General features: G+C 63.6%; 29 protein-coding genes. 21 read left to right on the top strand and 8 right to left on the bottom strand.

Annotated elements, in window-relative coordinates; all coding sequences use genetic code 11:
- Positions 1–18: 18 nt before the first annotated feature.
- Both msrB and FCS99_RS14035 read right to left on the bottom strand, forming a co-directional pair.
- Positions 19–426, bottom strand: coding sequence for a peptide-methionine (R)-S-oxide reductase MsrB (gene msrB / locus FCS99_RS14040; RefSeq protein WP_138513640.1), 408 nt, complete (start codon positions 424–426; stop codon positions 19–21).
- Entirely contained in the window at positions 410–1,654 is a 1,245-nt protein-coding gene (locus tag FCS99_RS14035; RefSeq protein WP_233352842.1) for an MFS transporter, read from the bottom strand. The genes msrB and FCS99_RS14035 overlap by 17 nt, the downstream gene beginning before the upstream one ends.
- Positions 1,655–1,848: 194 nt before the next feature.
- Between FCS99_RS14035 and FCS99_RS14030 the strand changes: the two genes are divergently transcribed.
- The 16 genes from FCS99_RS14030 to FCS99_RS13955 all read left to right on the top strand — a co-directional run bounded on the left by FCS99_RS14030 (position 1,849) and on the right by FCS99_RS13955 (position 13,394).
- A complete protein-coding gene (locus FCS99_RS14030; protein ID WP_138513636.1) occupies positions 1,849–2,280 on the top strand; it encodes a DoxX family protein in 432 nt (143 codons plus the stop codon).
- 76 nt (positions 2,281–2,356) lie between these two features.
- Complete coding sequence (locus FCS99_RS14025) at positions 2,357–3,445, top strand: DUF2336 domain-containing protein (protein ID WP_138513634.1); 1,089 nt, start codon at positions 2,357–2,359, stop codon at positions 3,443–3,445.
- A 120-nt stretch (positions 3,446–3,565) separates the two neighbouring features.
- Positions 3,566–3,790 (top strand): DUF2061 domain-containing protein, encoded by a 225-nt coding sequence (locus FCS99_RS14020; RefSeq protein ID WP_138513632.1) that lies wholly within the window; start codon positions 3,566–3,568, stop codon positions 3,788–3,790.
- 91 nt (positions 3,791–3,881) lie between these two features.
- Positions 3,882–4,133, top strand: coding sequence for a TFIIB-type zinc ribbon-containing protein (locus FCS99_RS14015; protein WP_138513630.1), 252 nt, complete (start codon positions 3,882–3,884; stop codon positions 4,131–4,133).
- 136 nt (positions 4,134–4,269) lie between these two features.
- Complete coding sequence (locus FCS99_RS14010) at positions 4,270–4,773, top strand: Na+/H+ antiporter subunit E (protein WP_138513628.1); 504 nt, start codon at positions 4,270–4,272, stop codon at positions 4,771–4,773.
- Positions 4,773–5,090, top strand: coding sequence for a monovalent cation/H+ antiporter complex subunit F (locus FCS99_RS14005; RefSeq protein WP_138513626.1), 318 nt, complete (start codon positions 4,773–4,775; stop codon positions 5,088–5,090). Before FCS99_RS14010 ends, FCS99_RS14005 begins: the two co-directional genes overlap by 1 nt.
- Complete coding sequence (gene mnhG, locus FCS99_RS14000) at positions 5,087–5,458, top strand: monovalent cation/H(+) antiporter subunit G (RefSeq protein ID WP_138513624.1); 372 nt, start codon at positions 5,087–5,089, stop codon at positions 5,456–5,458. Before FCS99_RS14005 ends, mnhG begins: the two co-directional genes overlap by 4 nt.
- A gap of 6 nt (positions 5,459–5,464) precedes the next feature.
- Positions 5,465–6,034 carry a DUF4040 domain-containing protein gene (locus tag FCS99_RS13995; RefSeq protein WP_138513622.1) on the top strand — a complete coding sequence of 190 codons (570 nt, stop codon included), beginning with the start codon at positions 5,465–5,467 and terminating at the stop codon, positions 6,032–6,034.
- Positions 6,031–6,489, top strand: a complete 459-nt coding sequence (locus FCS99_RS13990) for a Na(+)/H(+) antiporter subunit B (protein WP_138513620.1) — start codon at positions 6,031–6,033, stop codon at positions 6,487–6,489. Before FCS99_RS13995 ends, FCS99_RS13990 begins: the two co-directional genes overlap by 4 nt.
- A 2-nt stretch (positions 6,490–6,491) precedes the next feature.
- Positions 6,492–7,121, top strand: a complete 630-nt coding sequence (locus FCS99_RS13985; RefSeq protein WP_138513618.1) for a cation:proton antiporter subunit C — start codon at positions 6,492–6,494, stop codon at positions 7,119–7,121.
- Positions 7,122–8,645: a monovalent cation/H+ antiporter subunit D family protein gene (locus FCS99_RS13980; RefSeq protein WP_138513616.1), complete on the top strand. Its 1,524-nt coding sequence runs from the start codon at positions 7,122–7,124 to the stop codon at positions 8,643–8,645.
- Positions 8,646–8,648: 3 nt separating this feature from the next.
- Positions 8,649–10,130, top strand: a complete 1,482-nt coding sequence (locus FCS99_RS13975; protein WP_138513613.1) for a proton-conducting transporter transmembrane domain-containing protein — start codon at positions 8,649–8,651, stop codon at positions 10,128–10,130.
- Positions 10,127–10,429 (top strand): hypothetical protein, encoded by a 303-nt coding sequence (locus FCS99_RS13970; protein ID WP_138513611.1) that lies wholly within the window; start codon positions 10,127–10,129, stop codon positions 10,427–10,429. Before FCS99_RS13975 ends, FCS99_RS13970 begins: the two co-directional genes overlap by 4 nt.
- A complete protein-coding gene (locus FCS99_RS13965; RefSeq protein ID WP_138513609.1) occupies positions 10,426–12,177 on the top strand; it encodes a Na(+)/H(+) antiporter subunit D in 1,752 nt (583 codons plus the stop codon). Before FCS99_RS13970 ends, FCS99_RS13965 begins: the two co-directional genes overlap by 4 nt.
- A 156-nt stretch (positions 12,178–12,333) precedes the next feature.
- Positions 12,334–12,696 (top strand): helix-turn-helix domain-containing protein, encoded by a 363-nt coding sequence (locus FCS99_RS13960; RefSeq protein WP_233352841.1) that lies wholly within the window; start codon positions 12,334–12,336, stop codon positions 12,694–12,696.
- On the top strand, positions 12,693–13,394 hold the full coding sequence (locus FCS99_RS13955; protein ID WP_138513607.1) for a DUF6456 domain-containing protein: 702 nt from the start codon (positions 12,693–12,695) through the stop codon (positions 13,392–13,394). The genes FCS99_RS13960 and FCS99_RS13955 overlap by 4 nt, the downstream gene beginning before the upstream one ends.
- On the opposite strand, the gene FCS99_RS13950 is transcribed toward FCS99_RS13955, so the two are convergent.
- The 3 genes from FCS99_RS13950 to FCS99_RS13940 all read right to left on the bottom strand — a co-directional run bounded on the left by FCS99_RS13950 (position 13,391) and on the right by FCS99_RS13940 (position 15,408).
- Complete coding sequence (locus FCS99_RS13950) at positions 13,391–13,807, bottom strand: SufE family protein (protein ID WP_138513605.1); 417 nt, start codon at positions 13,805–13,807, stop codon at positions 13,391–13,393. The genes FCS99_RS13955 and FCS99_RS13950 overlap by 4 nt on opposite strands.
- Positions 13,808–13,885: 78 nt before the next feature.
- A complete protein-coding gene (locus tag FCS99_RS13945; RefSeq protein ID WP_138513603.1) occupies positions 13,886–14,158 on the bottom strand; it encodes a hypothetical protein in 273 nt (90 codons plus the stop codon).
- 221 nt (positions 14,159–14,379) lie between these two features.
- On the bottom strand, positions 14,380–15,408 hold the full coding sequence (locus FCS99_RS13940; RefSeq protein ID WP_138513601.1) for a hypothetical protein: 1,029 nt from the start codon (positions 15,406–15,408) through the stop codon (positions 14,380–14,382).
- Positions 15,409–15,598: 190 nt separating this feature from the next.
- Here FCS99_RS13940 and FCS99_RS13935 point away from each other — a divergent pair, with 190 nt between their 5' ends.
- On the top strand, positions 15,599–17,359 hold the full coding sequence (locus FCS99_RS13935; RefSeq protein WP_138513598.1) for a sensor histidine kinase: 1,761 nt from the start codon (positions 15,599–15,601) through the stop codon (positions 17,357–17,359).
- Here the strand turns inward: FCS99_RS13935 and FCS99_RS13930 are convergent, their stop codons facing one another.
- Positions 17,360–18,256 carry a hypothetical protein gene (locus FCS99_RS13930; protein WP_138513596.1) on the bottom strand — a complete coding sequence of 299 codons (897 nt, stop codon included), beginning with the start codon at positions 18,254–18,256 and terminating at the stop codon, positions 17,360–17,362. It abuts the gene before it with no gap.
- A 95-nt stretch (positions 18,257–18,351) separates the two neighbouring features.
- Positions 18,352–19,986, bottom strand: a complete 1,635-nt coding sequence (locus FCS99_RS13925) for a hypothetical protein (RefSeq protein WP_171036390.1) — start codon at positions 19,984–19,986, stop codon at positions 18,352–18,354.
- A 105-nt stretch (positions 19,987–20,091) separates the two neighbouring features.
- Between FCS99_RS13925 and FCS99_RS13920 the strand changes: the two genes are divergently transcribed.
- From FCS99_RS13920 to FCS99_RS13905, 4 genes are read left to right on the top strand one after another with little or no spacing between them, the layout of a single operon-like run.
- The gene (locus tag FCS99_RS13920; protein ID WP_138513592.1) at positions 20,092–20,427 is read left to right on the top strand and encodes a DUF1491 family protein; all 336 of its coding nucleotides are present in this window, start codon (positions 20,092–20,094) and stop codon (positions 20,425–20,427) included.
- 56 nt (positions 20,428–20,483) lie between these two features.
- Positions 20,484–20,906 (top strand): hypothetical protein, encoded by a 423-nt coding sequence (locus FCS99_RS13915; protein WP_138513590.1) that lies wholly within the window; start codon positions 20,484–20,486, stop codon positions 20,904–20,906.
- A 31-nt stretch (positions 20,907–20,937) separates the two neighbouring features.
- Entirely contained in the window at positions 20,938–22,542 is a 1,605-nt protein-coding gene (locus FCS99_RS13910; protein WP_138513588.1) for a peptide chain release factor 3, read from the top strand.
- On the top strand, positions 22,539–23,729 hold the full coding sequence (locus FCS99_RS13905; protein WP_138513586.1) for a mechanosensitive ion channel family protein: 1,191 nt from the start codon (positions 22,539–22,541) through the stop codon (positions 23,727–23,729). Before FCS99_RS13910 ends, FCS99_RS13905 begins: the two co-directional genes overlap by 4 nt.
- Here FCS99_RS13905 and FCS99_RS13900 read toward each other — a convergent pair.
- Positions 23,726–24,169, bottom strand: a complete 444-nt coding sequence (locus FCS99_RS13900) for a hypothetical protein (protein WP_138513584.1) — start codon at positions 24,167–24,169, stop codon at positions 23,726–23,728. The genes FCS99_RS13905 and FCS99_RS13900 overlap by 4 nt on opposite strands.
- Positions 24,170–24,215 lie beyond the last annotated feature (46 nt).

The following is a 24,215-nucleotide window of genomic DNA, read 5'->3' as shown; positions in this document are numbered from 1 at the left end:
CCAGACAGGCCCTCGCTGCTAGCGCTCGCTCTGCTCCGGACGGAAGTCCAGGACAGTGCCATTGGTACAATATCTCAAGCCGGTTGGCTGCGGACCATCCGGAAAAACATGGCCCAGATGAGCGCCGCAATTGGCGCAGTGGATCTCTGTCCGCGGTGTCAGCAGCTTGTGATCGGTCTTGGTATCGACCGCGCCGCGGTCGGCCGCGTCATAGAAGGATGGCCAGCCCGATCCGGATTCGTATTTGTGATCCGCCTTGAACAGGGCTTCGCCGCACACCTTGCAGTGATAGTCACCGGCGCGCTTTTCCGTGTTGAGCGGATGGGTGAAGGCCCGCTCCGTGCCTTCCTCGAAGGCGATGGCATAGGTCAGCGGGTCGAGCCGGGCTTTCAGTGTCTCGATTTCGGCATCAGTCAGTTTCGGCATCACGCACCTCGTTTCCGGGCAGGGCGGCCGGATGGATCTGGCCGCGTCTCACCGACAATATGGGTGTTGTGAGGCTGATGACCACCAGGACCAGTCCCAGTCCGATCATCGGCACGAGGGCGGACCATTGCGGTCCCAGCGCGCCGATCATGAAACCCATCAGGATGGCGCCGGCCGGCATGCCGCCGAACAGGCCCAGCTGATAGACCGACATGACGCGGGCCAGCTTGTCCGGCGGGGCCTGTTCCTGGACCACGGCACGGGACAGGGAGATCGCGACACCGGCCCCGAGCCCCCAGACGAAGACCAGCACATAGAGCGACCAGAAGGGCAGGGGCAGGGCGAAAGCCCCGGTGGACAGAACCGTCACGCCTTGGGCGAGGATCATGGCACGGCCCGGCTTCTCGATCTGGCGGAACACGGCCAGAGCCACATTCGCGATGAAGGCACCGACCCAGAAACACACCATCAGGCTGGCGATTTCCCGGAATCCGCCGCCATAGGCTTCGCGGATCAGAAGCGGGATCAGGACCAGGAAGGCCCCGCCTACGACCAGAATGCCGAGGGCGATCATGATCACCGTCATCGGCATCAGGACCGGCGAACGGAAAACCGCGGACACGCCGTCGCGCAGATCCTGAAGCGGATGCGCGGTCGACATATGCCGCTTGGAGCCGAGCCTTGGCAGGAAGGCTGCCGAGAAACCGCCGATCAGCAGGCCCACGCCCTGCAGCATGAAGAGGGCACCGGGGCCGGTATAGGCGGCAAAATATCCGACGGCCATGCCGGCGATCTGGGCCCCGAACTGGACGGCCGAGGCCATCACCACCGCGCGCTGGAGTTCGATCCCGCCATGCCGCGTCCGGGCGGAAATCCGCACCACCGGATTGATGGCACTGTCCCGGGCAGGCATCACAAAACCACCCGCCACGCCGATCATCAGCGCGAAGGACACCATGACCCAGTAGGAGAGCTGGTCGGCCAGAAGGAGACCGGCCAGGGTGGCCGCCGCAAGGCCGGCGAAAATGTAGAAGTAGAAAATGATCCCGCGACGGTCCTTGCGCTCGGCCAGAACGCCGGCAAAAGGCAGGAGCAGCATCATGGGTCCGGTCAGCGCGGCCTGGGCAATGCCCAACCGTTCCGGGCTCTCGCCCAGTGTGAAGGTGATCACGCCGGGGAAGAGGGTGGTCTGCAGGCCGAAGCCGAAAAACCAGCCCGCGACGAGCACAAGGTAAGCCCCGAAAGGGGGGAGCCGGAGATTGCGATTGCCCGCAAGGGGGCGGAAAACTGGCAAGGGTCTGAACTCGAGCGGAACGGTCTGTGGATAGATCACCCGAATGTGTTCGGGTGAAAAACAAAGTGCGCTATCTCTAACAAGCTTAAGCGCTTAGGCAAGAAGCACGCTTGTTGGGGAGAAATGACATGCGCTGGATTCACCTGGGTCTCACTGTCCTGCTGGCTGTCTTCATGCTGTTCATGGGAGCGCAGAAATTCGGCGCCGCCAATCCGGTTTTCCAGTATATCGCCGAACAATCGGGCATCGGCCTGTTTGAGCCGGTCCTCCGGATTGCGACCGGCGTGGCGGAGGTGCTGGCGGCGGCTCTCCTGCTGGCCGGCCTTTTTGTCGGAGCGATCCGGAGCTGCGGCGGCATGCTGTCGGCGGGGATCATCGGCGGGGCGATTGTTTTCCACCTCACGCCCTGGCTGGGAATTTCGGCACCTGTCGCATTTGACGAGAGCGGTGATTATGTCCACTCGCCCATGCTCTTCGGCATGGCCGTGGTCTTCTTCCTGATCGCATTGGCTGTGACCTGGCTGGCGCGCCAGACGGCGCCCGGCAAGGCGTCTGCCTGAGGCAGTCGTACGGTACGATTCATTAACGCCCGCAAGGCACTCTGGTGAGTGACCTGAGTTTCGGGAATGAAGACGCATGGCCGATGCACAGCCGCTGGATCTGACAGAACCTGTCGCGACACCCCGGACGCGCGCCATCCTGGCGCGGCGTCTGGCGGATATTGTCGGCCTGCCATCCAGCCGGATCACGCCGCGTGAACGCTGGATTGTCGGCGATCTTCTCTATGATGTGATCCGCGCCAGCGAGCTGGAATTGCGCCAGCGATGTGCCCGGCGTCTGGCCGGGCTGTCAGATGCACCGCATCGTCTCTTGCGGACCCTGGCCTGTGACAAGTTCGAGGTGGCCGAGCCCATTCTGGAGCAATGCCAGGCCCTGACCGATTTCGACATGCTGGAAATTGTCAGCGCCGGCTCGATGCAGCACCGGCTGACGATCGCCAAGCGCGAAAACCTGTCCGAGACCGTGTCAGCCGCCCTGGCCGCCTATGGCGAGCCGCCGGTCGTCGAACGTCTCCTGCGCAACAGAACCGCGACACTGGCCACGCCGACCCTGGACCATTTGGTCGGGGCCGCGCTGGAGGAAAGCGGCTACGCCCAATTGCTCATCCGGCGCGAGGAGCTCCGCCCTGCCCAGGCCTTCCGTCTGTTCTGGGGCTGCGAACACATGGACCGGTTCCAGATACTGGAGCGGTTTGCCGTGGACCGGACCATTTTGCTGGAAGCCTCGGAGGATATTTTCCCGATGGCGTCTCAGGAGAGCTGGTCCGATCCGATGGTGGCCCGTGTCCTTCGCTATATCGATCGCCGCCAGCGGGACCGCGAGGCCTCAGAGCGCAGCACCTACGGCTCGCTGGAAGGCGTGTGCGAAGCCATGGCGATGGACGGGGCCCATCCGGACATCGTTTCGGAGATTGCCAATCTGGCGTCAGTGGACCATCGCCTTGTAGCCCGCATGATCGAGGATATGGCGGGCGAACCCTTGGCCATCCTGTGCAAGGCGACCGGTCTGAAATGGCCGTCCTTCCAGAATATGTGGCGCGGGCTCGGGCGCCGTGAGGACAGCGATCCCTGCCACCAGGCCCGCAAGGTCTTTGACAGCCTCTCGGTCGAGAAGGCCCAGACCGTGCTGCGCTACTGGAATTTGTCCATGGAAGACAAGGACTAGGCGAACAATCGCTTTTTCCTATCGTCCTGATCAAAACAATTCATGCCCTAACTCGCTGAAACGCTTTGCAAACGCCGGCTTTGAGAATTATTCTCAAAGAGTGCTTTCAAGGAGTTTTCCATGGCCGCACTGGCACGATCCTGCCTCGGCTTGATAGCGCGTGAAGCGGGCAAGCGATCAACGGCCAAGGCCGTGACCTATGCCTTCATGCATTGGTGCGTTGCCATGACCGTGGCCTATCTCATCACGGGCAATTGGCGCGCGGCTCTGGCCATCGGCCTCGTTGAGCCTGCTGTCCAGACCATCGCCTACACGCTCCATGAGCGGGTCTGGTCCCGCGTCTAGAGGGACGGCGAACCTCGCCAATCCCCCTCGCCGCGCGGGCGCGGCGCACTACGTCCGCGGTCCAGTGATCCAGCTGAGTGAGAGGACGATCATGAAATGCCCCGTCGACAATGAAACCCTGGTGATGACCGAACGATCCGGCGTCGAAATCGATTATTGCCCGGTGTGTCGGGGAGTCTGGTTGGACCGCGGTGAACTGGACAAGATCATTGAGCGGTCCCAGCCGCAAATGGCTCAACCTGTCCGCCCGGCCCCGCCCGTGCAGGGCGGGACGCGTTATGATGACCGTCGCCGGCCCAAAAAGCGCGAAAGCTTCCTCAGCGAGCTGTTCGACTTCGATTGAGCCGGAGGTCCTGCGGAAGGGGTGAGTGGCAAATCCACATGAAGACTGGGTGCATCTGACCGTCCGGTTCATCTGGTCAAGGCTCGCCTCTCCCGCTAATAACCATGCGACAAGCGTTATCGCGCGGGGAGTTTCCATGTTCTACGGCGTCAGCCTCACCGCCTTTCTGGTGGCGCTCTGGCTTACCCTGTCAGGGCCTTTCACCCTGTCTGGCGATTATCCGATCGTCATGACGGTCGGGGTCGTTTCCATCGTCACCACGGTGGCTTTGACCTTCCGAATGCGAATCGTCGATCGCGAGACGGTTCCGGCCGGACCGATGATTCCGCTCTTCGCCTACTGGTCCTGGCTGGGCGGCGAGATCTTCAAGTCGAATCTGGCGGTCCTGCGCCTGATCATGAAGCCGGAGCTCAATGTCGAGCCGCGTCTGATCCGCGTGCCGGCTGAACAGCGCACCGATCTGGGCCGCTGCGTCTTCGCCAATTCCATCACGCTGACGCCGGGCACGGTGACGGTCGATATCGAGGATGACGGCTTTCTTGTGCACGCCCTGGACACTGAATTCACGGAGCCGGCCGGCTTTGCGGAAATGGGGCAGCGGTCCGATACGGCGACCGATGGCCGCCGGGAGGCGAAATAATGGATGTCGTGACCTTTCTCATCGCGCTGGGCCTGACCGCCGCCATGGCGATCATGCTGGCGCGCCTGTTCGCAGGGCCGACCCTGTATGACCGCGTGCTGGCGGCGAACTCCTTCGGTACCAAGACCGTGCTCTTCCTGCTGGTCTTCGCGGCCATTGTGGACCGTCAGGATGCCATAGACATCGCGCTGCTCTACGCGCTGATCAACTTTGTGGCCACGATCGCGATCCTGAAATTCTTCCGCTATCGCTCGCTGGAAATCGCGCTGGCACAAATGTCCCTGCGCAAGGCGCTCGACGGGGAGTATGACGAATGAGCTTCGGCGAAATCCTTCAACACGCCCTGTTTGCCGGATCGGTCGCGGCCATGACGGCCGGTCTGGTCTTCGTGCTGGCGGGTGCCATCGGCGTGAACCGTTTGCCCGATTTCTACACCCGCATGCATGCGGCCGGCGTGACCGACACGCTCGGGGCGGAGCTGATCGTTCTGGGTCTGTTGCTGCAGGCCTCCGACTGGCAGACCTTTGCCAAACTGGCCCTGGTCGGCCTGCTGCTGTTCCTGACCAGCCCGACGGCCACCCATGCCATTGCCAATGCCGCCCATCGGGCTGGCCACAAGCCTGCGCTGTCGCGGTTCAAACCGCCGCATCCCAAGGATGCCGGCTCGACCAGCGGGGAGGGGTGATCCGACATGCCTTCTGATCTGACCCAATATCTCGACTACGCGCTGATCGCGATGCTGCTGGCGGTGGGCTTTGCCATTGTCCGGCTTCGCAATCTGTTCGCCGTGGTCATGCTGACCGGCGTGTATTCGCTTCTCTCTGCGGCCTGGTTCGTGTCGCTGGACGCGGTGGACGTGGCCTTCACGGAAGCCGCCGTCGGCGCCGGTATCTCCACCGTGCTTCTGTTGGGCGCCATGCTGTTGACGGCCCGCGAAAGCGAGCCCGCCGGCAAGAAGCGCCATTGGGCGGCCTTTGCTGTCGTGGCAGCCTCCGGCGCAGCGCTGTTCTTCGCCATTCCGGACATGCCCGTCTATGGCGACCCGGATTCGCCGGCCAATTCCTATGTCGGCATGGATTACATGGAGCGCACGCCCAACGAGATTGCCGTGCCGAACGTGGTCACCGCCGTGCTCGCCTCCTACCGGGGTTATGACACGATGGGCGAGACGGTCGTGGTGTTCTCGGCGGCGCTGGGCGTCATGCTGCTGCTGGGCTTCGGTACCGGCCGCCGCGAGGAAGACGAGGAGGACGAGCTGTGAGCCCGCACCTGATCCTTCGCATTGTCTCCAAACTCCTGATCCCGCTGATCGTGGTCTTTGGTTTCTATGTCCACTTCCATGGTGACTTCGGTCCGGGCGGTGGGTTCCAGGCCGGCGTGATCATCGCTGTGGCCGTTATCCTCTACGCCCTGATCTTCGGCATGGACGAGGCCCGGCGCGCGGTTCCGCCCATCGTCGTGCGCTATGGCGCTGCCCTGGGGGTTCTGATCTTCGTTGGTACTGGCATCCTGACCATGTTCATGAACGGGGCCGGGGAACCGCTGAACTTTCTCGATTATGACGCGCTGCATCCCGACCAGTCGCACCATTCCGGCCAGCACTACGGCATCCTGCTCGTGGAACTGGGCGTGTTGTGCACGGTGACCTCGGTGATGCTGGCCATTTTCTATGCCTTCGCCGGACGTGTGCCGGACATCAAGGACGAGGACTGGTGATCATGGTGGAAATGCTTCTCGAGCGCTTCAACTACATCCCGATCATCATCCTGATGATGACGGGGCTGTATGTCGTGATTGCGACCGGAAATCTGGTCAAGCGTCTGGTCGGCCTGTCCCTTTTCCAGACCTCGGTCTTCCTGCTCTACATCACGATCGGCAAGGTCTTCGGCGGCCAGCCGCCCATCCTGGCCGAAGGGCATGGGGATGAGGGTGGTCATGGTGCGGACGCCGGTTATGCCGGTGCCGAGGCTGCCGTGGCTCACGCCGCTGAAGGGCATGAGACGCCTGCGACCGATGGGCATGAGGCCGCCGATGCGCACGGCGCGACCGACGCCCATGGTGATGCCGGCATGGATGCTGGCCACGCAGCCGATGCGGTTGCGGATCATGGGGCGGACCATGCCTCTGATGCGGCCCATGGCGCGGCCGATGCTGCCGGTCATGCCGCCGAAGTCCTTTATTCCAACCCGCTGCCGCACGTTCTCATCCTGACGGCCATTGTCGTCGGCGTGGCGACTCTCGCGGTCGGCCTCGCTCTCGTGGTTCGCATTCGCGAAGCCTACGGGACGATCGAGGACGATGAGCTGAACGCAGCCGACTATTCAGTCGAGACCGGGGGGTCCGTCTAAATGGAAATGCTGGCCTCTCTTCTTCCGGCGGGTGTCGCGACACACGCGCCGGTCCTGATCGTGGTTGTGCCGCTGATCGCCGCGGCGCTGGCCGCCTTCATGCCCAAGGGCGTGTGGGCCTGGGGCGTGGCTGTGGCAACGTCGGTCATCGTGGCCGTGCTGGCCTTTGGCCTGCTTGGCCAAGTCGGTGTGCACGGTGTGGTCTCGTACGAAGTGGGCGGCTGGGCGCCGCCGCACGGGATCGAGATCCGCCTCGATAGCCTGAATGTCCCGATCCTCCTGCTGCTGGGCGTGCTGGGTGTGCTCAGCCTCATCTACGCCTTGCCGAGCGTGGCCGATGAAGTGTCCAAGAAGCAGCAGTCGCTGTTCTATTCCGCCTTCCTGGTCTGCTTCTCCGGCCTGATCGGTGTGACGGTGGCAGGCGACGCCTTCAACGTCTTTGTATTCCTCGAGATTTCCTCGATCGCGACCTACACCATCATCGCCATGGGTGTGGGCAAGGACCGCCGCGCGCTGACAGCCAGCTACAACTACCTGGTTCTGGGCACGATCGGTGCCACCTTCTTCGTGATCGGCGTCGGCTTCCTCTACATGGCGACCGGCACGCTCAACATGGCCGACATGGCCGCCGTGCTGGAGCAGCAAGGCCATAACCGGGTCACCCAGGCCGCCTTCGCCTTCATCGTGGTGGGGCTCGGCCTGAAGGCCGCGATGTTCCCGCTGCATGTCTGGCTGCCGAATGCCTATGCCTTTGCGCCGAACTTCGTGACGGCCTTCCTGGCGTCGACGGCGACCAAGGTGGCGTTCTACGCGCTGGTCCGCTTCGTCTTCTCGATCTTCCACCCGGATGTGGCCTTCGTGTCGATGTCCTTCACCTGGCTGTTTGCCGTGGTCGGGGTGATCGCGATGATGGTGGCGTCCGTGCAGGCGGTCTTCCAGACCGATGCCCGGCGTCTGCTGGCCTACTCCTCCGTGGCACAGGTCGGTTACATGATGCTGGGTCTGGGCATGGGCACGGCCGCGGGCCTGTCAGCCGGTTTGCTGCACCTGATGAATCACGCCCTGATGAAGGGCGCGCTCTTCATGGCCCTGGGCGCGTTCGCGCTGAATTTCGGCGTGCGCCAGGTCAAGGACCTCGCCGGTCTGGGCAAGACCATGCCGGCTTCGGCCATGGCCTTCACGGTTGCCGGCCTGTCCCTGGTCGGTGTGCCGCTGACCGTTGGCTTTACCTCCAAATGGTACCTCGTCTCCGCTGCCCTCGATCGGGGCTGGTGGTGGGCTGTGGCGGCCCTGATGATCTCCTCCCTGCTGGCATTGGCCTATGTGGCGCGCCTGCTGGCGGCGATCTGGATGGAAAACCCGCCCAGTCATCATGGTGAGGTGGCGCAGCGCCGCCTGGCCCCGTGGATGATGGTGGTGCCGATGGTCACCCTGGCCGCGGCCAATGTGTATTTCTTCTTCCACGCCGACCCGCTGGTCGGTCTGGCCCGTGCGGCCGCCGAAGCCGTGATGGGAGGACGTTAAGCGATGTGGACGCCTGAACTTTCACTCGCCCTGGCCCTCGCCATTCCGTCCCTCGGCGGTGTGGCTGTGGCCTTGTTGGGCCGGTATCCGAACCTGCGCGAAGCCGCGACCCTGATCTCGGCCGTGCTGCTGGCCCTGAATGTGGCCTATCTGGTCGAGGCGGCGCAGAGCCATCCGACCCTGGAACTGGCCACGCTGGCACCGGGACTGCACCTGGTGTTCCGGCTGGAGCCGCTGGGCGCCGTCTTCGCGGCCGTGGCCTCGGGGCTCTGGATCGTCAATTCGCTCTATTCGATCGGCTATATGCGGGGCAATGGCGAGAAGAACCAGACCCGCTTCTATGTCTGTTTCTGCATTGCCATCGCGGCCGCCATGGGCGTCGCCCTGTCCGGCAATCTGTTGACCATGTTCCTCTTCTACGAGGTCCTGACCCTGTCGACCTATCCGCTGGTCACGCACAAGGGCGATGCCAATGCCAAGCGGGGCGGGGCCATCTATCTGTCCATCCTGCTGGGAACATCGATCGGTCTGCTCCTGCCGGCGGTGATCACCACGCACTTCCTGGCCGGCTCGACCGATTTCGTCGCCGGTGGCCTGCTGGCGGTGAATGATGTCACCCCGGCCATCGCCGGTGTGCTTCTGGTCCTGTTCGCTTTCGGGATCGGCAAGGCGGCTCTGATGCCGGTCCACCCCTGGCTGCCCAATGCCATGGTGGCGCCGACGCCGGTCTCGGCCCTGCTGCACGCCGTGGCCGTGGTGAAGGCGGGCGTGTTCGCCATGCTCAAGGTGGGCGTCTACATTTTCGGTACGGACCTGATTGCCGCGACGCCGGCCTCGGATGCCCTGGCCTGGATTGCCGCCATTTCCATCGTGCTGGCCTCGGTCGTCGCCATGACCAAGGACAATCTCAAGGCCCGTCTGGCTTTCTCCACCGTCTCCCAGCTCTCCTATGTGACTCTGGGCGTGATGCTGGCGTCGCCTCTGGCCATGCTCGGGGGCGCACTCCAGATCGTGATGCACGCTTGGGGCAAGATCACGCTCTTCATGAGTGCCGGCGCGATCTACACGGCCACCAAGAAGACCGAGATTTCCCAGATGGCGGGGCTTGGGCGCTACATGCCGTGGCTGTTCATTGCCTATACGGTCGGTGCCCTGTCGATCATCGGCCTGCCGCCCCTGGGTGGGACCTGGCCCAAGCTCTTCCTGATGGAAGGGGCCTGGGAGAGCGGTCACGGTCTGCTGATCGTGGCCCTGGTGGCCTCGTCCATCCTGAATGTGGCCTATCTTCTGCCGATCTCGGCGCGCGCCTTCTTTGCGCCGCCCGAGGAAGCCGGCCTGAAGAAAAAGCCGCCCATGCTGGTCATCCTGCCGCCGGTCATCACGGCGTGCGGCGTGATCGTGCTGTTCTTCCTGATCGGACCGCTGCGTGACTATCTCGCGCCGGTCTTCATGTCGTCATCCCTTGCTGCGGAGGCCGCCTCGTGAGCGATCAATCCGGCAAACATGATGAGCGCATCCACCCGGCCGCCCGGCCGTTCCTGTGGCTGGATGCGCCCTGGCTGAAATCCTCCATGCTGTGGATCCTTCTGGTCCTGGCCCTGGGCTTCGCCGCCATCGATTTGTTCCACCACCGCCATGAATACGTGTCGCTAGCCGAGACCACGGGCTTCTACGCCCTGTGGGGCTTCGGATCCTTCGTGCTGGCCGTGATGGTGGGCTGGTTCGTGATCCGGGGGCTGCTGGGCCGTTCCGAAGACTATTGGGACGGGGAGGGTGACCAATGATCGAGGCGTTCCACGACGTTTCCCCGGCCTGGCCGGTTATCATCGGTGGTCTGATCGCGGCCGCGATCCCGAACCATTATGTGCGCAAGGGCCTCGCCCTGATCGCGCCGATCCTGGCCGGCCTGCTCTGGTTCAACGCGCCGAGCGGTGGCCATGTCGGGGGCATCATCGAGCTGGGCGGTTTCGTTCTGGAAACCTTCCGCTATGACGGTCTGTCCCGTATCTGGGGCCTGATCTTCATCATCGCGGCCTTCATCAACGGGCTCTACGGCTTCCACGAGAAAGACCGGGTCGCGGATGCCGCCGGCCTGATCTATGCCGGCGCCGGTCTGGGCGCCGTGTTCTCCGGCGATCTGCTTTCGCTCTTCTTCTTCTGGGAACTGACCGCGATTTCCTCGGTCTTCCTGATCTGGGGGTCCAAGACCCAGGCCGCCTTCAAGGCCGGCCTGCGCTATCTGGCGATCCACGTCCTGTCGGGCGTGATGCTGCTGGCCGGTGCCGTGATCCATGCTGCCGATACGGGGAGCTGGGCCTTCGACGACAGCCTGTCCATCGACACGCTCGGCGGCCTGCTGATCTTCCTGGCCTTTGGTATCAAGTGCGCCTTCCCCTTCATGCACAACTGGCTGCAGGACGCCTACCCCAAGGCGACCGTGACCGGGGCTGTCGTGCTGTCGGCCTTCACCACGAAACTGGCGGTCTATGCGCTGGCGCGCGGTTATGCGGGGACGGATGTACTGATCTGGATCGGTGCGATCATGACGGCCTTCCCGGTCTTCTTCGCCGTGGTGGAGAACGACCTGCGCAAGGTCCTGTCCTATTCGCTCAACAACCAGCTCGGCTTCATGGTTGTCGGTGTCGGCGTTGGTACGGAACTGGCCATCAATGGTGCCGCCGCGCACGCCTTCGTGCACATCATCTACAAGGCGCTGCTCTTCATGAGCATGGGTGCGGTCCTGCACCGTGTCGGCACGGTGAAAGCGTCCGAACTGGGTGGCCTGTTCAAGTCCATGCCGGTGACGGCCATCTTCTGCATCATCGGCGGTGCGGCCATTTCGGCCTTCCCGCTCTTCTCCGGCTTTGTCGCCAAGGCGATGACGCTGGCGGCGGTGGCGCACGAGCATCACTGGGTCGTGTGGCTGGTTCTGCTGTTCGCCTCGGCGGGTGTGCTCGAACATTCGGGCATCAAGATCCCGTACTTCGCCTTCTTCTCACATGATCGCGGTCACCGCGTCCGCGAGGCACCGGCGAACATGCTGATGGCAATGGGTGTGGCGGCCCTGCTGTGCCTTTATCTGGGGTGGCCGGACATGTTCGGCATCCCGGGCGGGTATCGCGCGCTCTACAATCTCACGCCCTATCCGGAAGTGGCCAATGCCTATCCCATGTGGACCTTCGATCACGTGGTCGGGCAGATGCAGCTTCTCATGGCGGCCCTGTTTGCCTTCGCCTTCCTGGTCCGGATGAAATGGTATCCGGATGAAAAGCGCTCGGTGAACCTCGACTTCGACTGGGTCTATCGCCGGGCTTTCGACGGTCTTGCCCGTTGGAGCTACGCCATGTTCAGCCGTCTGTGGGCGGCCATCGGCAATCTCCTGGCCGGTGTGCGGGATCGCCTGGGCGGTCGTCTGTTCCAGACCTTCAGCCCGATGGGCGCGCTGAGCCGGGATATCCCCAGTGGTTTGCTGGCGATCTGGACCAGCGCATTGCTCGCGATCGTCCTGCTGATTGCCTATCTCGCCCCTTAAGTCTCAAGGGCTTGCGAATTCAAAAGGGCGCCACACGCAAAGGTGGTGCCCTTTTTCTTTGCGTGTATACTAGGAAAAATATCCCCGGGTATGGATCGGGCTCCTAGCATCGATGAGACCGCGGTCAGGGGGACTGCGTAAGAGTGGGAGATTTTGATGCCATCCATGCGATTGAACCGGCTTCACGATGATCTGGCGCGCGCCCGACTGGCCCAGGGGGCGGCGGCTTATGCCTTCGGCGTGCCACCGGCGGAAATCGAAGCCCCTACCCGCCGGTCCCGGCAGGCCTCCCTGGCGCGGCAGGTGGCGATGTATCTCACTCATGTTGCCTTCGAACTGTCCCTGTCCCGCGTGGCACAGGCGTTTGGCCGGGACCGTTCGACGGCCGCCCATGCCTGCCACTGCATTGAGGATCGTCGCGACGATGCCGCCTTCGATGAGTATCTGGACGCGCTGGAGGAGAGCCTGCGCGGCACGCCCCGCATTGCCGATGCGGACACACCGGGCCAGGCGGCATGAGCGCTCCCCGCTGGGTTCGCGCCCTGGCCCGGCCGGGCCGTGTTCTCAGACCCCTGCAGGGCGGCGGACTGGGCGTGTTCCCGGGCGCCGACCGGCGCCGTCGGCCACTGGTCCGTGTGACAGCCCGGCAAGTCGAGGCCGCCCTGCAGGCCGGCTGGGTCGAGACGGCTGAGGGACAATACCGCTTGTCAGCATCCGGGCACGAGGTCGTCGGTGCCGGCGCTACCCACGAGGCCGCTGGCCGGGGCGCGCTTCGGCAGGGCTTCGTCATGGACCAGGACGGCCGCGAACGGCGCGTGACGATCAATCCTGATGAGGGCGCTATCGCCAAATGGCGCGCGGTTCTGTCGCCATCGGCCTGTGCGGCGGTCGAGCAATTCCTATCGGACTATACCCGCTCGAGCTTGCATCAGTCGGTCACCCGCAACTGGTCGCCCACAGCGCCACGGCGGGGCGAGGCCGCCTTTCGGGGACCTGACGGGGCGGCGGTCTCGGCCCTGGCCGCCAAGGACAGGGTTTTCAATGCGCTGGACGCGCTGGGTCCTCAATTCGCCCGGATTATCGAGGCGGCCCTGATCCGGGAGGAAAGCCTTGCGGCCATGGAAAGGCGCTTTGGCTGGGCGCGTCGGTCCGGGCGCACGGGTGTGGAACTGGCCTTTGCGCGACTGGCACAGATTTACGGCTATGCGCCGGACTAGGCGCCGGCGGCACCCCGGATCCGGCCGATCATGGAGGCAAGCCCGTTGGAGCGTTGCGGGGAGAGATGCTCGGACAAGCCGATCTGTTTCAGCACTTCGCGGGCATCGACGGACAGGATCTCGTCCGGCGTGCGGCCTGAATAGATGCGAAGCAGAAGGGCGGCGAGGCCGCGGACGATGTGGGCGTCGCTGTCTGCCTGGAAGGTTAGGCGGTCGCCCTCGTGGCCGGTGACGAGCCAGACCTGGCTGACGCAGCCTTTGACCTTGTTGAGGTCGGTCTTGTCGGTGTCTGGCAGACCGGGCAGGGCCTTGCCCATGTCGATGAGATACTTGTAGCGCTCTTCCCAGTCGCCCAGGAAGTCGAACTCTTCGACGATCTCGTCGATCTCTGTCTGGATGCTTGTGTCAGTCATGTCAGCGCCGAGGTAGAGCGCGCACCCCGACAGTGCAAGCCCGGGACTGACGTTCGGTCTCCGGGCGCTGATGACAGATCAGGATTTGGCCGGGGCCGCTTCTTCGGCGAGGAGGGCGGTTTCGATACGGTCGGTGGCCATTTCGGTCAGAAAGCCGCCGAAGCGCATGGCTTCACGCCCGGCATCGCAGAGCGCGGAATTGTTCTCGCACCATTCATTGACGGGCTTTTCGGCATCGATCCGGGTTTCGGAGAGAGAGACGGGCATGCTGAAGGCGTCACCGGCGAAATCGCTCGGTACGAACACACTCACCACTGCGAGCCAAAACGCGGCGCGGATGAGAAACATCATGCTGTGTGCCTCCTCTTCTTATTGGCGCAGAAGACCCTTCAAGGCCCTTCATTGCAGGATAGAGGCTAGGCGAAATTGCGTGCAATTGCACGCTAAACCGGGTTTTACGGCGAACAGCGTGCAAAATTGGAGCAGGATGTTTTCGTAAAATTTGCGCGCAATTTTACGGAGTCCCGGAGCGGGACACGTCTTGTTAAGACTTCACCGACCGTAAGGTGGTGTCAGTCCCCGCCGGTTTCGGTCGCCAGACAACGCGAGACGTCCAGGAGGGCGTGCTCGGCGATGCAGAAACTGTCTTCATACTTGAAGTGACCGGCCGCGACGCATTGTGACAGGTCCAGACGCACCCAGGCCAGGCATCTTTCCACGACCGGGTCGGCGAGGAGATAATCGATGGCCGCATCCGTATCCGTCATGCCGTCCAGGGACTGCAGGGCTGCAATCGAGAGAATGCGGCCGACGCGTTCGCGATCCGGGTTCCGGGTGGTCTGGCCGACGGTCAGGGTCAGTTCAGGGCCGATCGCCTCATCCGTAAGCCCGGCACTGGGCGGTTCGAACAGGGCCGAGGCCGGCAAGCCGGACGCCACGCCATAATCGAGGGAGAGGCGGACATCTTCCGGAAGCTCGATCGGGCTGTTGTCGATATCGCTCAAGGTCGCCAGGCGTTCCTGACGGTCGCGATAGACACGATTGGCCCAGCGTTCGGACTGAAGGTCGTAAGCGGCCGCGCGATAGCGTTCGGACAGCCCGACAATCTCGGCATTGTCTTGGTCGATGGCGCTGACCACGGAATCCTGGGCCTCGCCGGCCGAACCAAAGCTGGTGGCGAAGGCGGGATCGTTCATCAGGCCGGAGATCGCCGCTTCGGGGCCGTAATAGTCCGCCAGCTCGCGGACCTCGTCGATGTATTCCGGATGGCGGGCCGCGACGATGGCCGCATAGGCGATCCAGGCCCGGACCAGACGTTCCTCGCCGTAGAAGCGGGTCAGCTGGTCCATCGCGTAGTCAAGATCCTCGGCCGAACCGATCGGCGCTTCCTGAAGACCGGAGACGGTGTGGTGGAAAGCGGCATAATCCCGTGCCGAGGTCAGCACCACGTCCGGCTCTTCGGCCGGAGCGGCGGGAAGCTGGAGTTGCGGGGTCGCGTCGGACGCGACCTCGGGAGCGGGGTCCGCCCCGTTGTCCGTTGCGACAGGATCCTGAACCTGCGCCGTTGTCAGCAAAAGCGCGGCAAGCCAACTCGTGAACATCGGATACTCCTTACCCCAAGGCCACCATATTGCCTTGTCGAGCGAACAGCTCCAAGTACTGAAATGCTATCATTTATTCGCAGGCTTTCTCGGAACCATCGGTAAATGAACAAAGTTTAAGATTCAGGATTTGTTAACGCCGTAGGCCAAGATTCCGGTAAGCAAACAAAGCGAGTCGCAACGCACGATCATGAGCCAGAAAAAGCGAGACATAACAGGCATGATTGCCCGTCGCGGTGGCGTCCTGGTCAACCTCGTCTGGTTGGGCACGCTGGGCGCGGCTGCGCCGCAGATCTGGCCGTTCCTTAACGGGCCGGACTGGATGCGTGTGCTCGGTCTCCTGGCCGTCGCGGCGCCGGCCCTGATCGGCTTTGTGCTCATGCCGCGCATGGACCGTCCGTTCGAACGATTTGCGCTGGCGATTGTCTGGACCGGTTTTGCGTCCGTGGTGGCCATTCTGGGCGGAGGCATCACCGGTATCGGCGTTCTCGCCTTCCTGCTGGCGCCCGCCGTGGCTGCCGCCGGTGGTGAACGCGATGGTGTCGTCAAGGGTGCGGCCCTGTCGGGCTTTGCCGCTGTGACCATAGCCATCCTGCAGGCGGGCGGTTTCATCCAGCCGGCACCGATGGCGGTCGAGATTTATCTGCCCTTCGTGACCGGGTGTGCCCTGATGATGGCGGCCGGTTTTGGCCTCGGGGCGCTGCGGGCCATGCGTGAAGGAGACAGGGTGCGTGAGGAAGCCGAGCGCGGTCGTATTCGCGTGCGGGCTTTCGATGCGGCCCCGGTGGCGCTTCTGGCCTGTGACCAGGACGGCAATATGCTGGCGGCGTCCCAAGGCCTGCGCGAGCTGTCGCCGGGCCTGCCGCGCGATCTGACCGGTCTGCCTGTGGCCGATCTCGGCTTTGGCGATGATGACCGGGCCGACCTGGCTTCCGCAGCCCGTCGCGCTGCCATCCGTCCCTTAAGCCAGGGCTTGACCCTGCGGGGGGATCGGGGCCGGGAGGAAGATGTCCGTCTCAACGCTCGCCCGATGCATGGCGGTTCCGTCGCCATTCTCTCCCATGATGCCGGCCCGGCCCTGGAAAACCGGGTTCGCGAAGCTGAAGCTGCCCGTGAACTGGCGGAAGAGGAATCCCGGGCCAAGTCTCAATTCCTGGCCTCCGTTAGCCATGAGCTCCGCACGCCGCTCAACGCGATCGTCGGTTTCTCCGACGTGATGAAGGCCCGCCTGTTCGGCCCGCTGCCGGCGCGCTACGCGGAATATGCCGATCTCATTCATGAGAGCGGCCAGCACTTGATGGAGCTGATCGGCGACGTGCTCGACATGTCCAAGATCGAGGCCGACCGTTACGAGCTCGTGCTCGAGCGCTTTGATATCGACGAAGCTGTCGGCCTGGCCGTGAAGATGATGCGCCTGCAGGCTGAAGAGTCTGGCATCACCCTGTCGGTGAAGCGCAATGACACGCCGGTTCCGGTGAAAGGGGATCGCAAGGCGCTGCGCCAGATCCTGCTCAACCTGCTGTCCAATGCCGTGAAGTTCACGCCGAAGGGCGGGGCAATCGTCGTGATGGCGCGTCCGTCCGGTGGTCAGCTGGTCCTAGCCGTTGGCGATAGCGGTGTCGGGATCGACCCGGAAGATGCCCGCCGTCTCGGCCAGCCCTACAGCCAGGCCTCCAATGCGCGTGATATCGAGAAGCGCGGCACCGGCTTGGGCCTGTCCCTGGTCCGGGCGCTGGCCGAGCTGCATGGCGGTCAGATGAATATCGCGTCCAGCAAGGGTGTCGGCACCACCGTGACCGTCTCCCTGCCCATTCTCGACAAGGGCGAGACCCAGGTCGAACCCCTGGCGGGTGGCGAGACCGTGTCGGCTGAACTCGATGTGCGTGGACAGATCGAGCGCGCCCAGGCCGCGTCCGAGAATATCAGCAAGGCCCAGTCCGGGGCGGCCTGATCAGCTGCGCGGCATCAGCGGAGCCCCGCCTTCAATGAAGGCCCGGGCCGCGGCAAAATCACCGACTTCAAAATAGAAATGTGCCAGCACGTCACCATTGCGTCCCAGGACTTCGATGATCGCGGCTTCGCGCGGGTCCAAGGCGGACAACTCATCGCTGGCGCGGTTGGAGAAGTGGAAGACCAGAGCGTCTTCCGAATGCGCCAGGCCACTGCGGTCCTTGCGGCTTCCCATGCCGGCCGCCCAGACCACCGAGCGTGCGAAACGCGGCGGTGTCCAGTCGGCCCACTCCGCACCGGACGGCGCAGCGAAATGGCCGTTCAGCGTCGGATCGTAGAGGTCCGGTTCACGGTCGGTGTCGCGCAGGACCAGAACCGCGCTGGCGGCGCCGGGAATGGCGGGCAGGGCGGCGGAGAACCGGTAATTGTCAGTGTCACGGCTCAGGCCGACGGTCATGTCACCCACGGTCTGGTGGATGGCCCAATGCGGCTCTCCGGGCATGATCGAGCGTGTGGCGTGCCAGTCGTAATGGCCGCCGGGAAAGGCCATGTCGCGGATATTCTGCCAGGCCAGGAAGGCCTCGCCGACGCGATAGCGCAAATCGGCCACTTCCGGCAGGTCACAGGCGGTCTGGCTGGCCTGGGCATCCAGCTCGCGGGAATAGTCATCCAGAGCGTGAACCGAGATACCCTGGCGCAGCAGAATGCCGCGTGCTTGCAGGCGGGCCGCGTCCAGCGCATTGCGCTCCCGGTCCGTAAAGAGCTCGCACCGGTCATCAATCGCCAGAGCCAGGGCCCGCTCGCCGAAGATTTCGTCGGCATTGCTGGCCTGCGCCGCCCCGGTCAGGGTCAACGCCAGAAGGCTCGCTTTGAGAATATGTCCGGTCTTGAAAGGCATGTGCGGTCCCGATCCCATGGTCGAAACCCTACACATCCGGCTTTTATGTCGCGTGAAGAAGGAGGGTTAATCCCCGGCTAACAGACTGATTAAAATCAGGCTTGTGCACGGCGGCGGGCGAAGCCGCGCAGCAGCATCAACAGGGCCGCGCCGAACAGGAGGAAGGCGGCGTCACGCGTGTGGTCGACAGCCAGTTCCCGGGCCCGGTCCATCAGCGTCGGGGCCGCGACCGAGAAATCCAGCGGCGTCACGCCGCGGGAGCTCCACACAGCGGCCCGGCCTTCCAGCGCCTGCCACAGATCCGAGCGGGCCAGGCTGCGGCCGGCATCCGCGAAGGACGCGACATCCGGCGTGGTCAGCGTACCGATCCAGCGTTGGTTGTTGTGACGGTCACGGAAGAGGGAGGCGACGCCGACGCCGGTCTCGCGCGGCTGGCTGCCCGGCGCCGAGGCGGCATGGTCACCGGCATCGGCATAGGCGGCTGCCGCCAGACGCATGAGACCCCGCTGGCCGCGCGACCGCTCGGCTGCGCGCATGGCGGCGCGGAGTTCTTCCGGGGCACTGCGGTCAACCGCGGACACTTGTGTCGAGTTGGGGCCGATGATCAGGAGATTATGGTCGGCCGGTGCCGTTTCGCTGGTGTCGCCATACCAGGCATAGAGCCAAGCCTGGTCACCGATCAGTGCGGCCCGGGCCAGCACGGACAGGGCGCCGTAGCGGTCCGCATCATGGCGGGTGGAGAACTGTACTGCCGTCCGGGCACCCTGGTCTGCGGAGAAGGGCAGGCCGGACGCTGCAAACGTGCGCAGGTCGGCATTGGTGGAGAAGGCGCGTGCATCGCGAACCTGTTCCCGTCCCAGACGGCGGGCACTGATCGCGTCGGCTGCCAGGAAGGAGCGGCCATAGCCCTCGAAGGAGCGGGCCCCCATCAGGCGGGCCGCGGCCGTCGCCTCGTCCAGATTGCGACCGGTCACGATCAGGTGCGGCACACCATCATGACGGAAGGCGACTTCCGGACCCTGGCTTTCGCCCCGGCGCAGCGCGGCGCGGTCAGTCTCATCCAGGCGTGAAAATTCGGCGATGCGTACCACCAGGTCAGCCTGGTCCGCGTCACCCGTGAAAAGCGGCACTTCACCGGCGCGCAGGGCGAGGCCCTGGGCGGTCAGCGCTTCCAGCGTGATACGCTCGCGTCCGGCATCCGTCACAAGGGCGATGCGGCGCGGGGCGGCGAAGTCGGAACCCAGGGCGTGTTCCAGTTCGCCCAGCGTTTCCAGCGGACGCACAGGCTCAAGGGTCAGGCGAAGCTGGGAACGGCGCGCGTCGACAATCCAGCCCGGGGCGGCTGTCTGGGTGGAATAGGCGATTTCGAGCGTGTTGCTGCCGGGGCGCATGTCGGCGGAGAACAGGGCGAAGCGGGCTTCCATGGCGCGCGCTTGCGGTCGGATAACGATCGGGTCGCCGCCATTGACGCGCACTTCGATCGTGCCGGCCGTTGCGTCGCTGGCCGGACGGGCCGCAAGGCGCAGCCAGGCTTCGGACGTCTGGACATTGGGCGGCAGGGTGAAATGAATGCGCGACCGCGGTTGCGAGGTCGAAAGCACGAAGGCATCACCGGCGCCATTCAGGTCGGCCAGGGCCCGCTCTTCGGTATTGGTGGTGATGTTCAGGGATTCGTCCGCCGCGCGCGCCTCGGGGGCGTCTTGCGCGATGGCATTGGAACCCGCGGCCATTCCTCCGAAAAGAATGGCTATGACAAATGACACGACCCGTACAAACATGAAACGCTCCCTCACCCGTTTACAGATTATTAAGCAATTGAGCGGCCATCAACGGTTATGAATGTGCTGAAGACAAAATTTTGGGTGGATGCCCTTGTCAGACGGGCTGAAACGGGATTCGCGTCGGCTTATGTGATTCGCCGGGGAGACGAAGATGCGGGTGCGGTTCTCGTCAAAGTGGTGTCTGCGGACAGATTGGCACGCCTCTATGTCCCGGCGCGGGACGAAAAGGGTGAACGGGTCTGGCAGCTCTTCCGGCAGTCACCGGTCCCGGAATCCGAAGCCGATGCCTATTGTGAAAAGCGGCGCGAAGACGATCCCGATCTTTGGGTCATTGAGATCGAGGACCGGGACGGCCGTCACTTCCTGACCGAGCCGGTAGAAAATCTTTAACGCCGAACCGCTATTCTGGGTCCCATCAAAGGCTCAAATCTGTTTCGAATGCTTCGATGTTGTTTCTGTTCAACGATATCGTCTTCGATCTGGGTGATCTGAAAACCATCCTCCGCAGCGAGGAGATGCCGCTTGATGTCACCCAGATTGACACTCTGACGCCCGGCCAGCTGACCACGCTGGCGCGCGAAGCTGTGTTCGCGGACCCGAATGTCGGACGCAACCGGCCCAATCATATCCGCTGCCTGGTGGCCCTGATGGCCTATGCGATACCCGGCTCCAACGCCATTCTGGTGGTCCGGCCCGAAGAGGCGAAAAGCTGGATCGAGGTCGGTGTCCGCTTCGCGCAGGTGCCCATCGAGACACTTGCCTATCTTTGGAGCCGGCAGCAGTCGGCTCCGCTGACGGCGGCGGATGTGAATACGGCTGTCTGGACCCGGAGTGCTGCCCCCTTGCCACCGGCTATGGGAACGGGGTAACCGAGCGGCCAGCCTTGACCGCGAGCCATTCATGACCGCCATTGATCCCGCTGCCCCCGAATGGGCACGCCGCCGTTCCTTCGCCATCATCTCTCACCCGGATGCGGGTAAGACGACCCTGACGGAAACCCTGCTCCTGTCGGCAGGCGCGATCCGTCTGGCCGGCCAGGTTCGGGCCCGGGGTGAAAACCGGCGGACGCAGTCGGACTGGATGAAGATCGAACAGGAGCGGGGAATTTCCGTTTCGGCCTCCGTCATGACGTTCGAACACCGGGGCCTTCTGTTCAACCTGCTCGATACGCCGGGGCACGAGGACTTCTCGGAAGACACCTATCGGACGCTGACCGCAGCCGACAGCGCCATCATGGTGCTCGACGCGGCCAAGGGTGTGGAGCCGCGGACGCTGAAGCTGGTGGAAGTGTGCCGCTTGCGCGACATCCCGATCGTCACCTTCATCAACAAGATGGACCGTGAAGCGCTGGACCCGGTCGACCTGTTGGAGGATATCCAGGAAAAGCTCGCCCTGGACACGAGCCCGATGCAATGGCCGTGCGGTTCGGGGAACCGTTTCAAGGGTGTGCTGGATATCGCGACGAATGATTTCCTGCCCTACCGGAAGTCGGTCGACACCGACCCCTCCCAGCCCAATCCGCGCATCGCCCTGGATGGCAACTCCATTTCCGATGCTCTGTCGGAAGAGGAAGTGGACGAACTGAAGGAAGGGGCCGAAGTGGCACAGGAGCTGTGCCCGCCTTTCGATCCGCAGAGCTTCTTGGAAGGCCATTTGACACCGGTCTTCTTCGGCTCCGCCCTGCGCCAGTTCGGTGTGCGCGAATTGCTGGAGGGCCTGGCCGACAAGATCCCGGGACCAGCGCCCATGGAGGCCATCAACAACGGCCAGACAGTCGAGGTCGAACCGGGCGGCAAGGAAGTCGCCGGCTTCGTCTTCAAGGTCCAGGCGAACATGGACCCCAATCACCGGGACCGGGTCGCCTTCGTACGCCTCTGCTCGGGCAAGTTCCGCCGTGGCATGAAGCTGAAGACCGAAGCCGGCAAGCAGCTGACTGTTTCCTCGCCCATCCTCTTCTTCGCCCAGGACCGCGAAATCGCGGATGAGGCCTGGGCCGGCGATGTGATGGGCGTGCCGAACCACGGCACACTGCGCGTCGGAGACAGCCTGTCCGAGAGCGGCAAGCTGCGCTTCTCCGGCATCCCCAATTTTGCGCCGGAAATCCTGCGCCGGGCCCGCTTGGCCGATCCGCTGAAGGCGAAACACCTCAAAAAGGCTCTGGAGAGCCTGGCCGAGGAGGGCGTCACCCAGCTCTTCCGTCCGGTCATGGGCGGCGATTTCATCGTCGGTGCGGTCGGGGCGCTGCAGATCGACGTGATGCGCGAGCGTGTGGCGGCGGAATACGGTCTGGACGTGGATTTCGAGCCGGCTCCCTACGAAACGGCGCGCTGGATCACGGGAGACCGGGCCAAGCTTGAGGCCTTTGCCGACCGGCATAAGTCAGCGATGGCAGAGGACATCAACGGGGACCCGGTTTTCCTAGCCAAGAGCGCCTGGGAAGTCTCCTATTCGGAAGAGAAATTCCCGGATGTCAGTTTCCACCGTGCCAAGGAGCGGTCTGCATGAGTGCGTCAACACCGGCCCGTGAGAGCCTGCCGGCGCAATGGCAGGAATTCTGGGGGATCGTTGTCGAGGTCTGGCAGACCTCCTTCCTCGGGATTGACGTCAGTCAGGGGCTGACGGCTGTCGGCATCGTTTTGCTCGGGCTCCTGGTGCGGGGCCTGATCGCGAAATGGTTGCTGGGAACCCTGCGCCGGCTTGCCGGACGGTCCGAAACCTCGCTGGATGATGCTGTGGTCGACGCGCTGCAGGGCCCCATGAAAATGGTGCCGGTGATCATCGCGCTCTTCTTCGCGCTCAATGTGTTGAGCCTTGGCGGGGATGGCGAGCTGCGCGGGCATCAACTGGTCCAGTCTTTGGTCGTGATTGCCCTTTTCTGGGCCCTTCACAATGCGGTCGGCCCGCTGGCCCATGCGCTTGAAAGCGTGCGCGCTGCCCTGACGCCGGTCATGATCGACTGGCTGACCAAGGCCCTGCGCATTGTCTTCATCATCGTGGGGGCGGCCGCCGTCCTTCAGGTCTGGGACATTCCGGTGGCGGGTATCGTTGCCGGTCTGGGCTTGTTCGGTGTTGCCATTGGCCTGGGTGCGCAGGATCTGTTCAAGAACCTGATTTCCGGCATCCTGATCCTGACCGAGAAGCGTTTCCTGCCCGGTGACTGGATCCTGGTGAGCGGTGTGGTCGAAGGCACGGTCGAGGAAATCAATTTTCGCTCCACCGTGGTGCGCCGGTTCGACAAGGGCCCGGTCTATGTCCCGAACTCGAAACTCTCCGACAATGCCGTCACGAATTTCTCGCGCATGACCCACCGCCGTATCAAATGGGCGATCGGCGTGCGCTATGACACGACGTCGGACCAATTGCGCGAGATCCGCGACAAGGTTCTGGCCTATCTGTCGGAAAGCCCCGATTTTGCCGACCCGCCGGAAGTGGCGACCTTCATGCGCGTGGATGCGTTCGGACCGTCCTCGATCGATTTCCTGCTCTACTGCTTCACTAAGACCACGAATTGGGGCGAATGGCTGCGGCTGAAGGAAGAGCTTGCGATCTTCCTGAAGGAGACGGTGGAAGCCGCCGGCACGGAGTTCGCCTTCCCGTCAACCTCGGTCTATCTGGAAGGTGGCGCGGAAGTATTCGAGCCGCCATCCGGGAGCGAGGCGCTGCTGGCCAATGAGGCCGGGCGTTCGGCCTAGCCTTCGGTGCTTTTGCGAGCCAGTTGCCGCAGTGTCTGGGCCGTGCCGGCATCGAGCTGCCAGTCCAGGTCGGAGACGACATCGGGCCAGGTTCCGAAATTGTCCAGCAAGGTGGCCTGCGTCCGACGATTACGCTCATAGGCGGTTCGAGCTGCAAGCGAGGCGTCGAGACTGTGTGCCTTGCGCCAGGCGTCAAAATCCTCGGCATCGGCGACTTCGCCCAGTTCTTGACTACACAGGACGCAGAGCAGGTGGCGATTGCCGGTTCGTGCGTCGCCATATTCGTCAAACACGGTCAGGCGAAGATCACCCGCAGCATCGGAAATGAGAATGTCGACCGCGTCAGGATCGTCCAGACCTGTATCGGTCGGCCTTACGGCCAACACCAGGGCATGGCTGTCGAGGAAGTCGTCCAGTTCGGCAATCGAAGGATTTGTCATGCGGCCAAGAGTATAGCCTTACGATAGCGCCGAGAGAATGCCGCAG

It is taken from the genome of Maricaulis alexandrii (assembly GCF_005871165.1).
In the GTDB taxonomy this organism is placed as follows: Bacteria; Pseudomonadota; Alphaproteobacteria; order Caulobacterales; family Maricaulaceae; genus Maricaulis; species Maricaulis alexandrii.
The sequence above is the reverse complement of the archived record's forward strand: the minus strand, read 5'-3'. Positions and strand labels throughout refer to the sequence as shown.

Coding starts and splice junctions, on each gene's coding strand:
- msrB (WP_138513640.1), bottom strand. CDS start 426: ATGCCGAAACTGACTGATGCCGAAATCGAGACACTGAAAGCCCGGCTC.
- FCS99_RS14030 (WP_138513636.1), top strand. CDS start 1,849: ATGCGCTGGATTCACCTGGGTCTCACTGTCCTGCTGGCTGTCTTCATG.
- FCS99_RS14025 (WP_138513634.1), top strand. CDS start 2,357: ATGGCCGATGCACAGCCGCTGGATCTGACAGAACCTGTCGCGACACCC.
- FCS99_RS14020 (WP_138513632.1), top strand. CDS start 3,566: ATGGCCGCACTGGCACGATCCTGCCTCGGCTTGATAGCGCGTGAAGCG.
- FCS99_RS14015 (WP_138513630.1), top strand. CDS start 3,882: ATGAAATGCCCCGTCGACAATGAAACCCTGGTGATGACCGAACGATCC.
- FCS99_RS14010 (WP_138513628.1), top strand. CDS start 4,270: ATGTTCTACGGCGTCAGCCTCACCGCCTTTCTGGTGGCGCTCTGGCTT.
- FCS99_RS14005 (WP_138513626.1), top strand. CDS start 4,773: ATGGATGTCGTGACCTTTCTCATCGCGCTGGGCCTGACCGCCGCCATG.
- mnhG (WP_138513624.1), top strand. CDS start 5,087: ATGAGCTTCGGCGAAATCCTTCAACACGCCCTGTTTGCCGGATCGGTC.
- FCS99_RS13995 (WP_138513622.1), top strand. CDS start 5,465: ATGCCTTCTGATCTGACCCAATATCTCGACTACGCGCTGATCGCGATG.
- FCS99_RS13985 (WP_138513618.1), top strand. CDS start 6,492: ATGGTGGAAATGCTTCTCGAGCGCTTCAACTACATCCCGATCATCATC.
- FCS99_RS13980 (WP_138513616.1), top strand. CDS start 7,122: ATGGAAATGCTGGCCTCTCTTCTTCCGGCGGGTGTCGCGACACACGCG.
- FCS99_RS13975 (WP_138513613.1), top strand. CDS start 8,649: ATGTGGACGCCTGAACTTTCACTCGCCCTGGCCCTCGCCATTCCGTCC.
- FCS99_RS13965 (WP_138513609.1), top strand. CDS start 10,426: ATGATCGAGGCGTTCCACGACGTTTCCCCGGCCTGGCCGGTTATCATC.
- FCS99_RS13960 (WP_233352841.1), top strand. CDS start 12,334: ATGCCATCCATGCGATTGAACCGGCTTCACGATGATCTGGCGCGCGCC.
- FCS99_RS13955 (WP_138513607.1), top strand. CDS start 12,693: ATGAGCGCTCCCCGCTGGGTTCGCGCCCTGGCCCGGCCGGGCCGTGTT.
- FCS99_RS13950 (WP_138513605.1), bottom strand. CDS start 13,807: ATGACTGACACAAGCATCCAGACAGAGATCGACGAGATCGTCGAAGAG.
- FCS99_RS13945 (WP_138513603.1), bottom strand. CDS start 14,158: ATGATGTTTCTCATCCGCGCCGCGTTTTGGCTCGCAGTGGTGAGTGTG.
- FCS99_RS13940 (WP_138513601.1), bottom strand. CDS start 15,408: ATGTTCACGAGTTGGCTTGCCGCGCTTTTGCTGACAACGGCGCAGGTT.
- FCS99_RS13935 (WP_138513598.1), top strand. CDS start 15,599: ATGAGCCAGAAAAAGCGAGACATAACAGGCATGATTGCCCGTCGCGGT.
- FCS99_RS13930 (WP_138513596.1), bottom strand. CDS start 18,256: ATGCCTTTCAAGACCGGACATATTCTCAAAGCGAGCCTTCTGGCGTTG.
- FCS99_RS13925 (WP_171036390.1), bottom strand. CDS start 19,986: ATGGCCGCGGGTTCCAATGCCATCGCGCAAGACGCCCCCGAGGCGCGC.
- FCS99_RS13920 (WP_138513592.1), top strand. CDS start 20,092: ATGAATGTGCTGAAGACAAAATTTTGGGTGGATGCCCTTGTCAGACGG.
- FCS99_RS13915 (WP_138513590.1), top strand. CDS start 20,484: ATGTTGTTTCTGTTCAACGATATCGTCTTCGATCTGGGTGATCTGAAA.
- FCS99_RS13910 (WP_138513588.1), top strand. CDS start 20,938: ATGACCGCCATTGATCCCGCTGCCCCCGAATGGGCACGCCGCCGTTCC.
- FCS99_RS13905 (WP_138513586.1), top strand. CDS start 22,539: ATGAGTGCGTCAACACCGGCCCGTGAGAGCCTGCCGGCGCAATGGCAG.
- FCS99_RS13900 (WP_138513584.1), bottom strand. CDS start 24,169: ATGACAAATCCTTCGATTGCCGAACTGGACGACTTCCTCGACAGCCAT.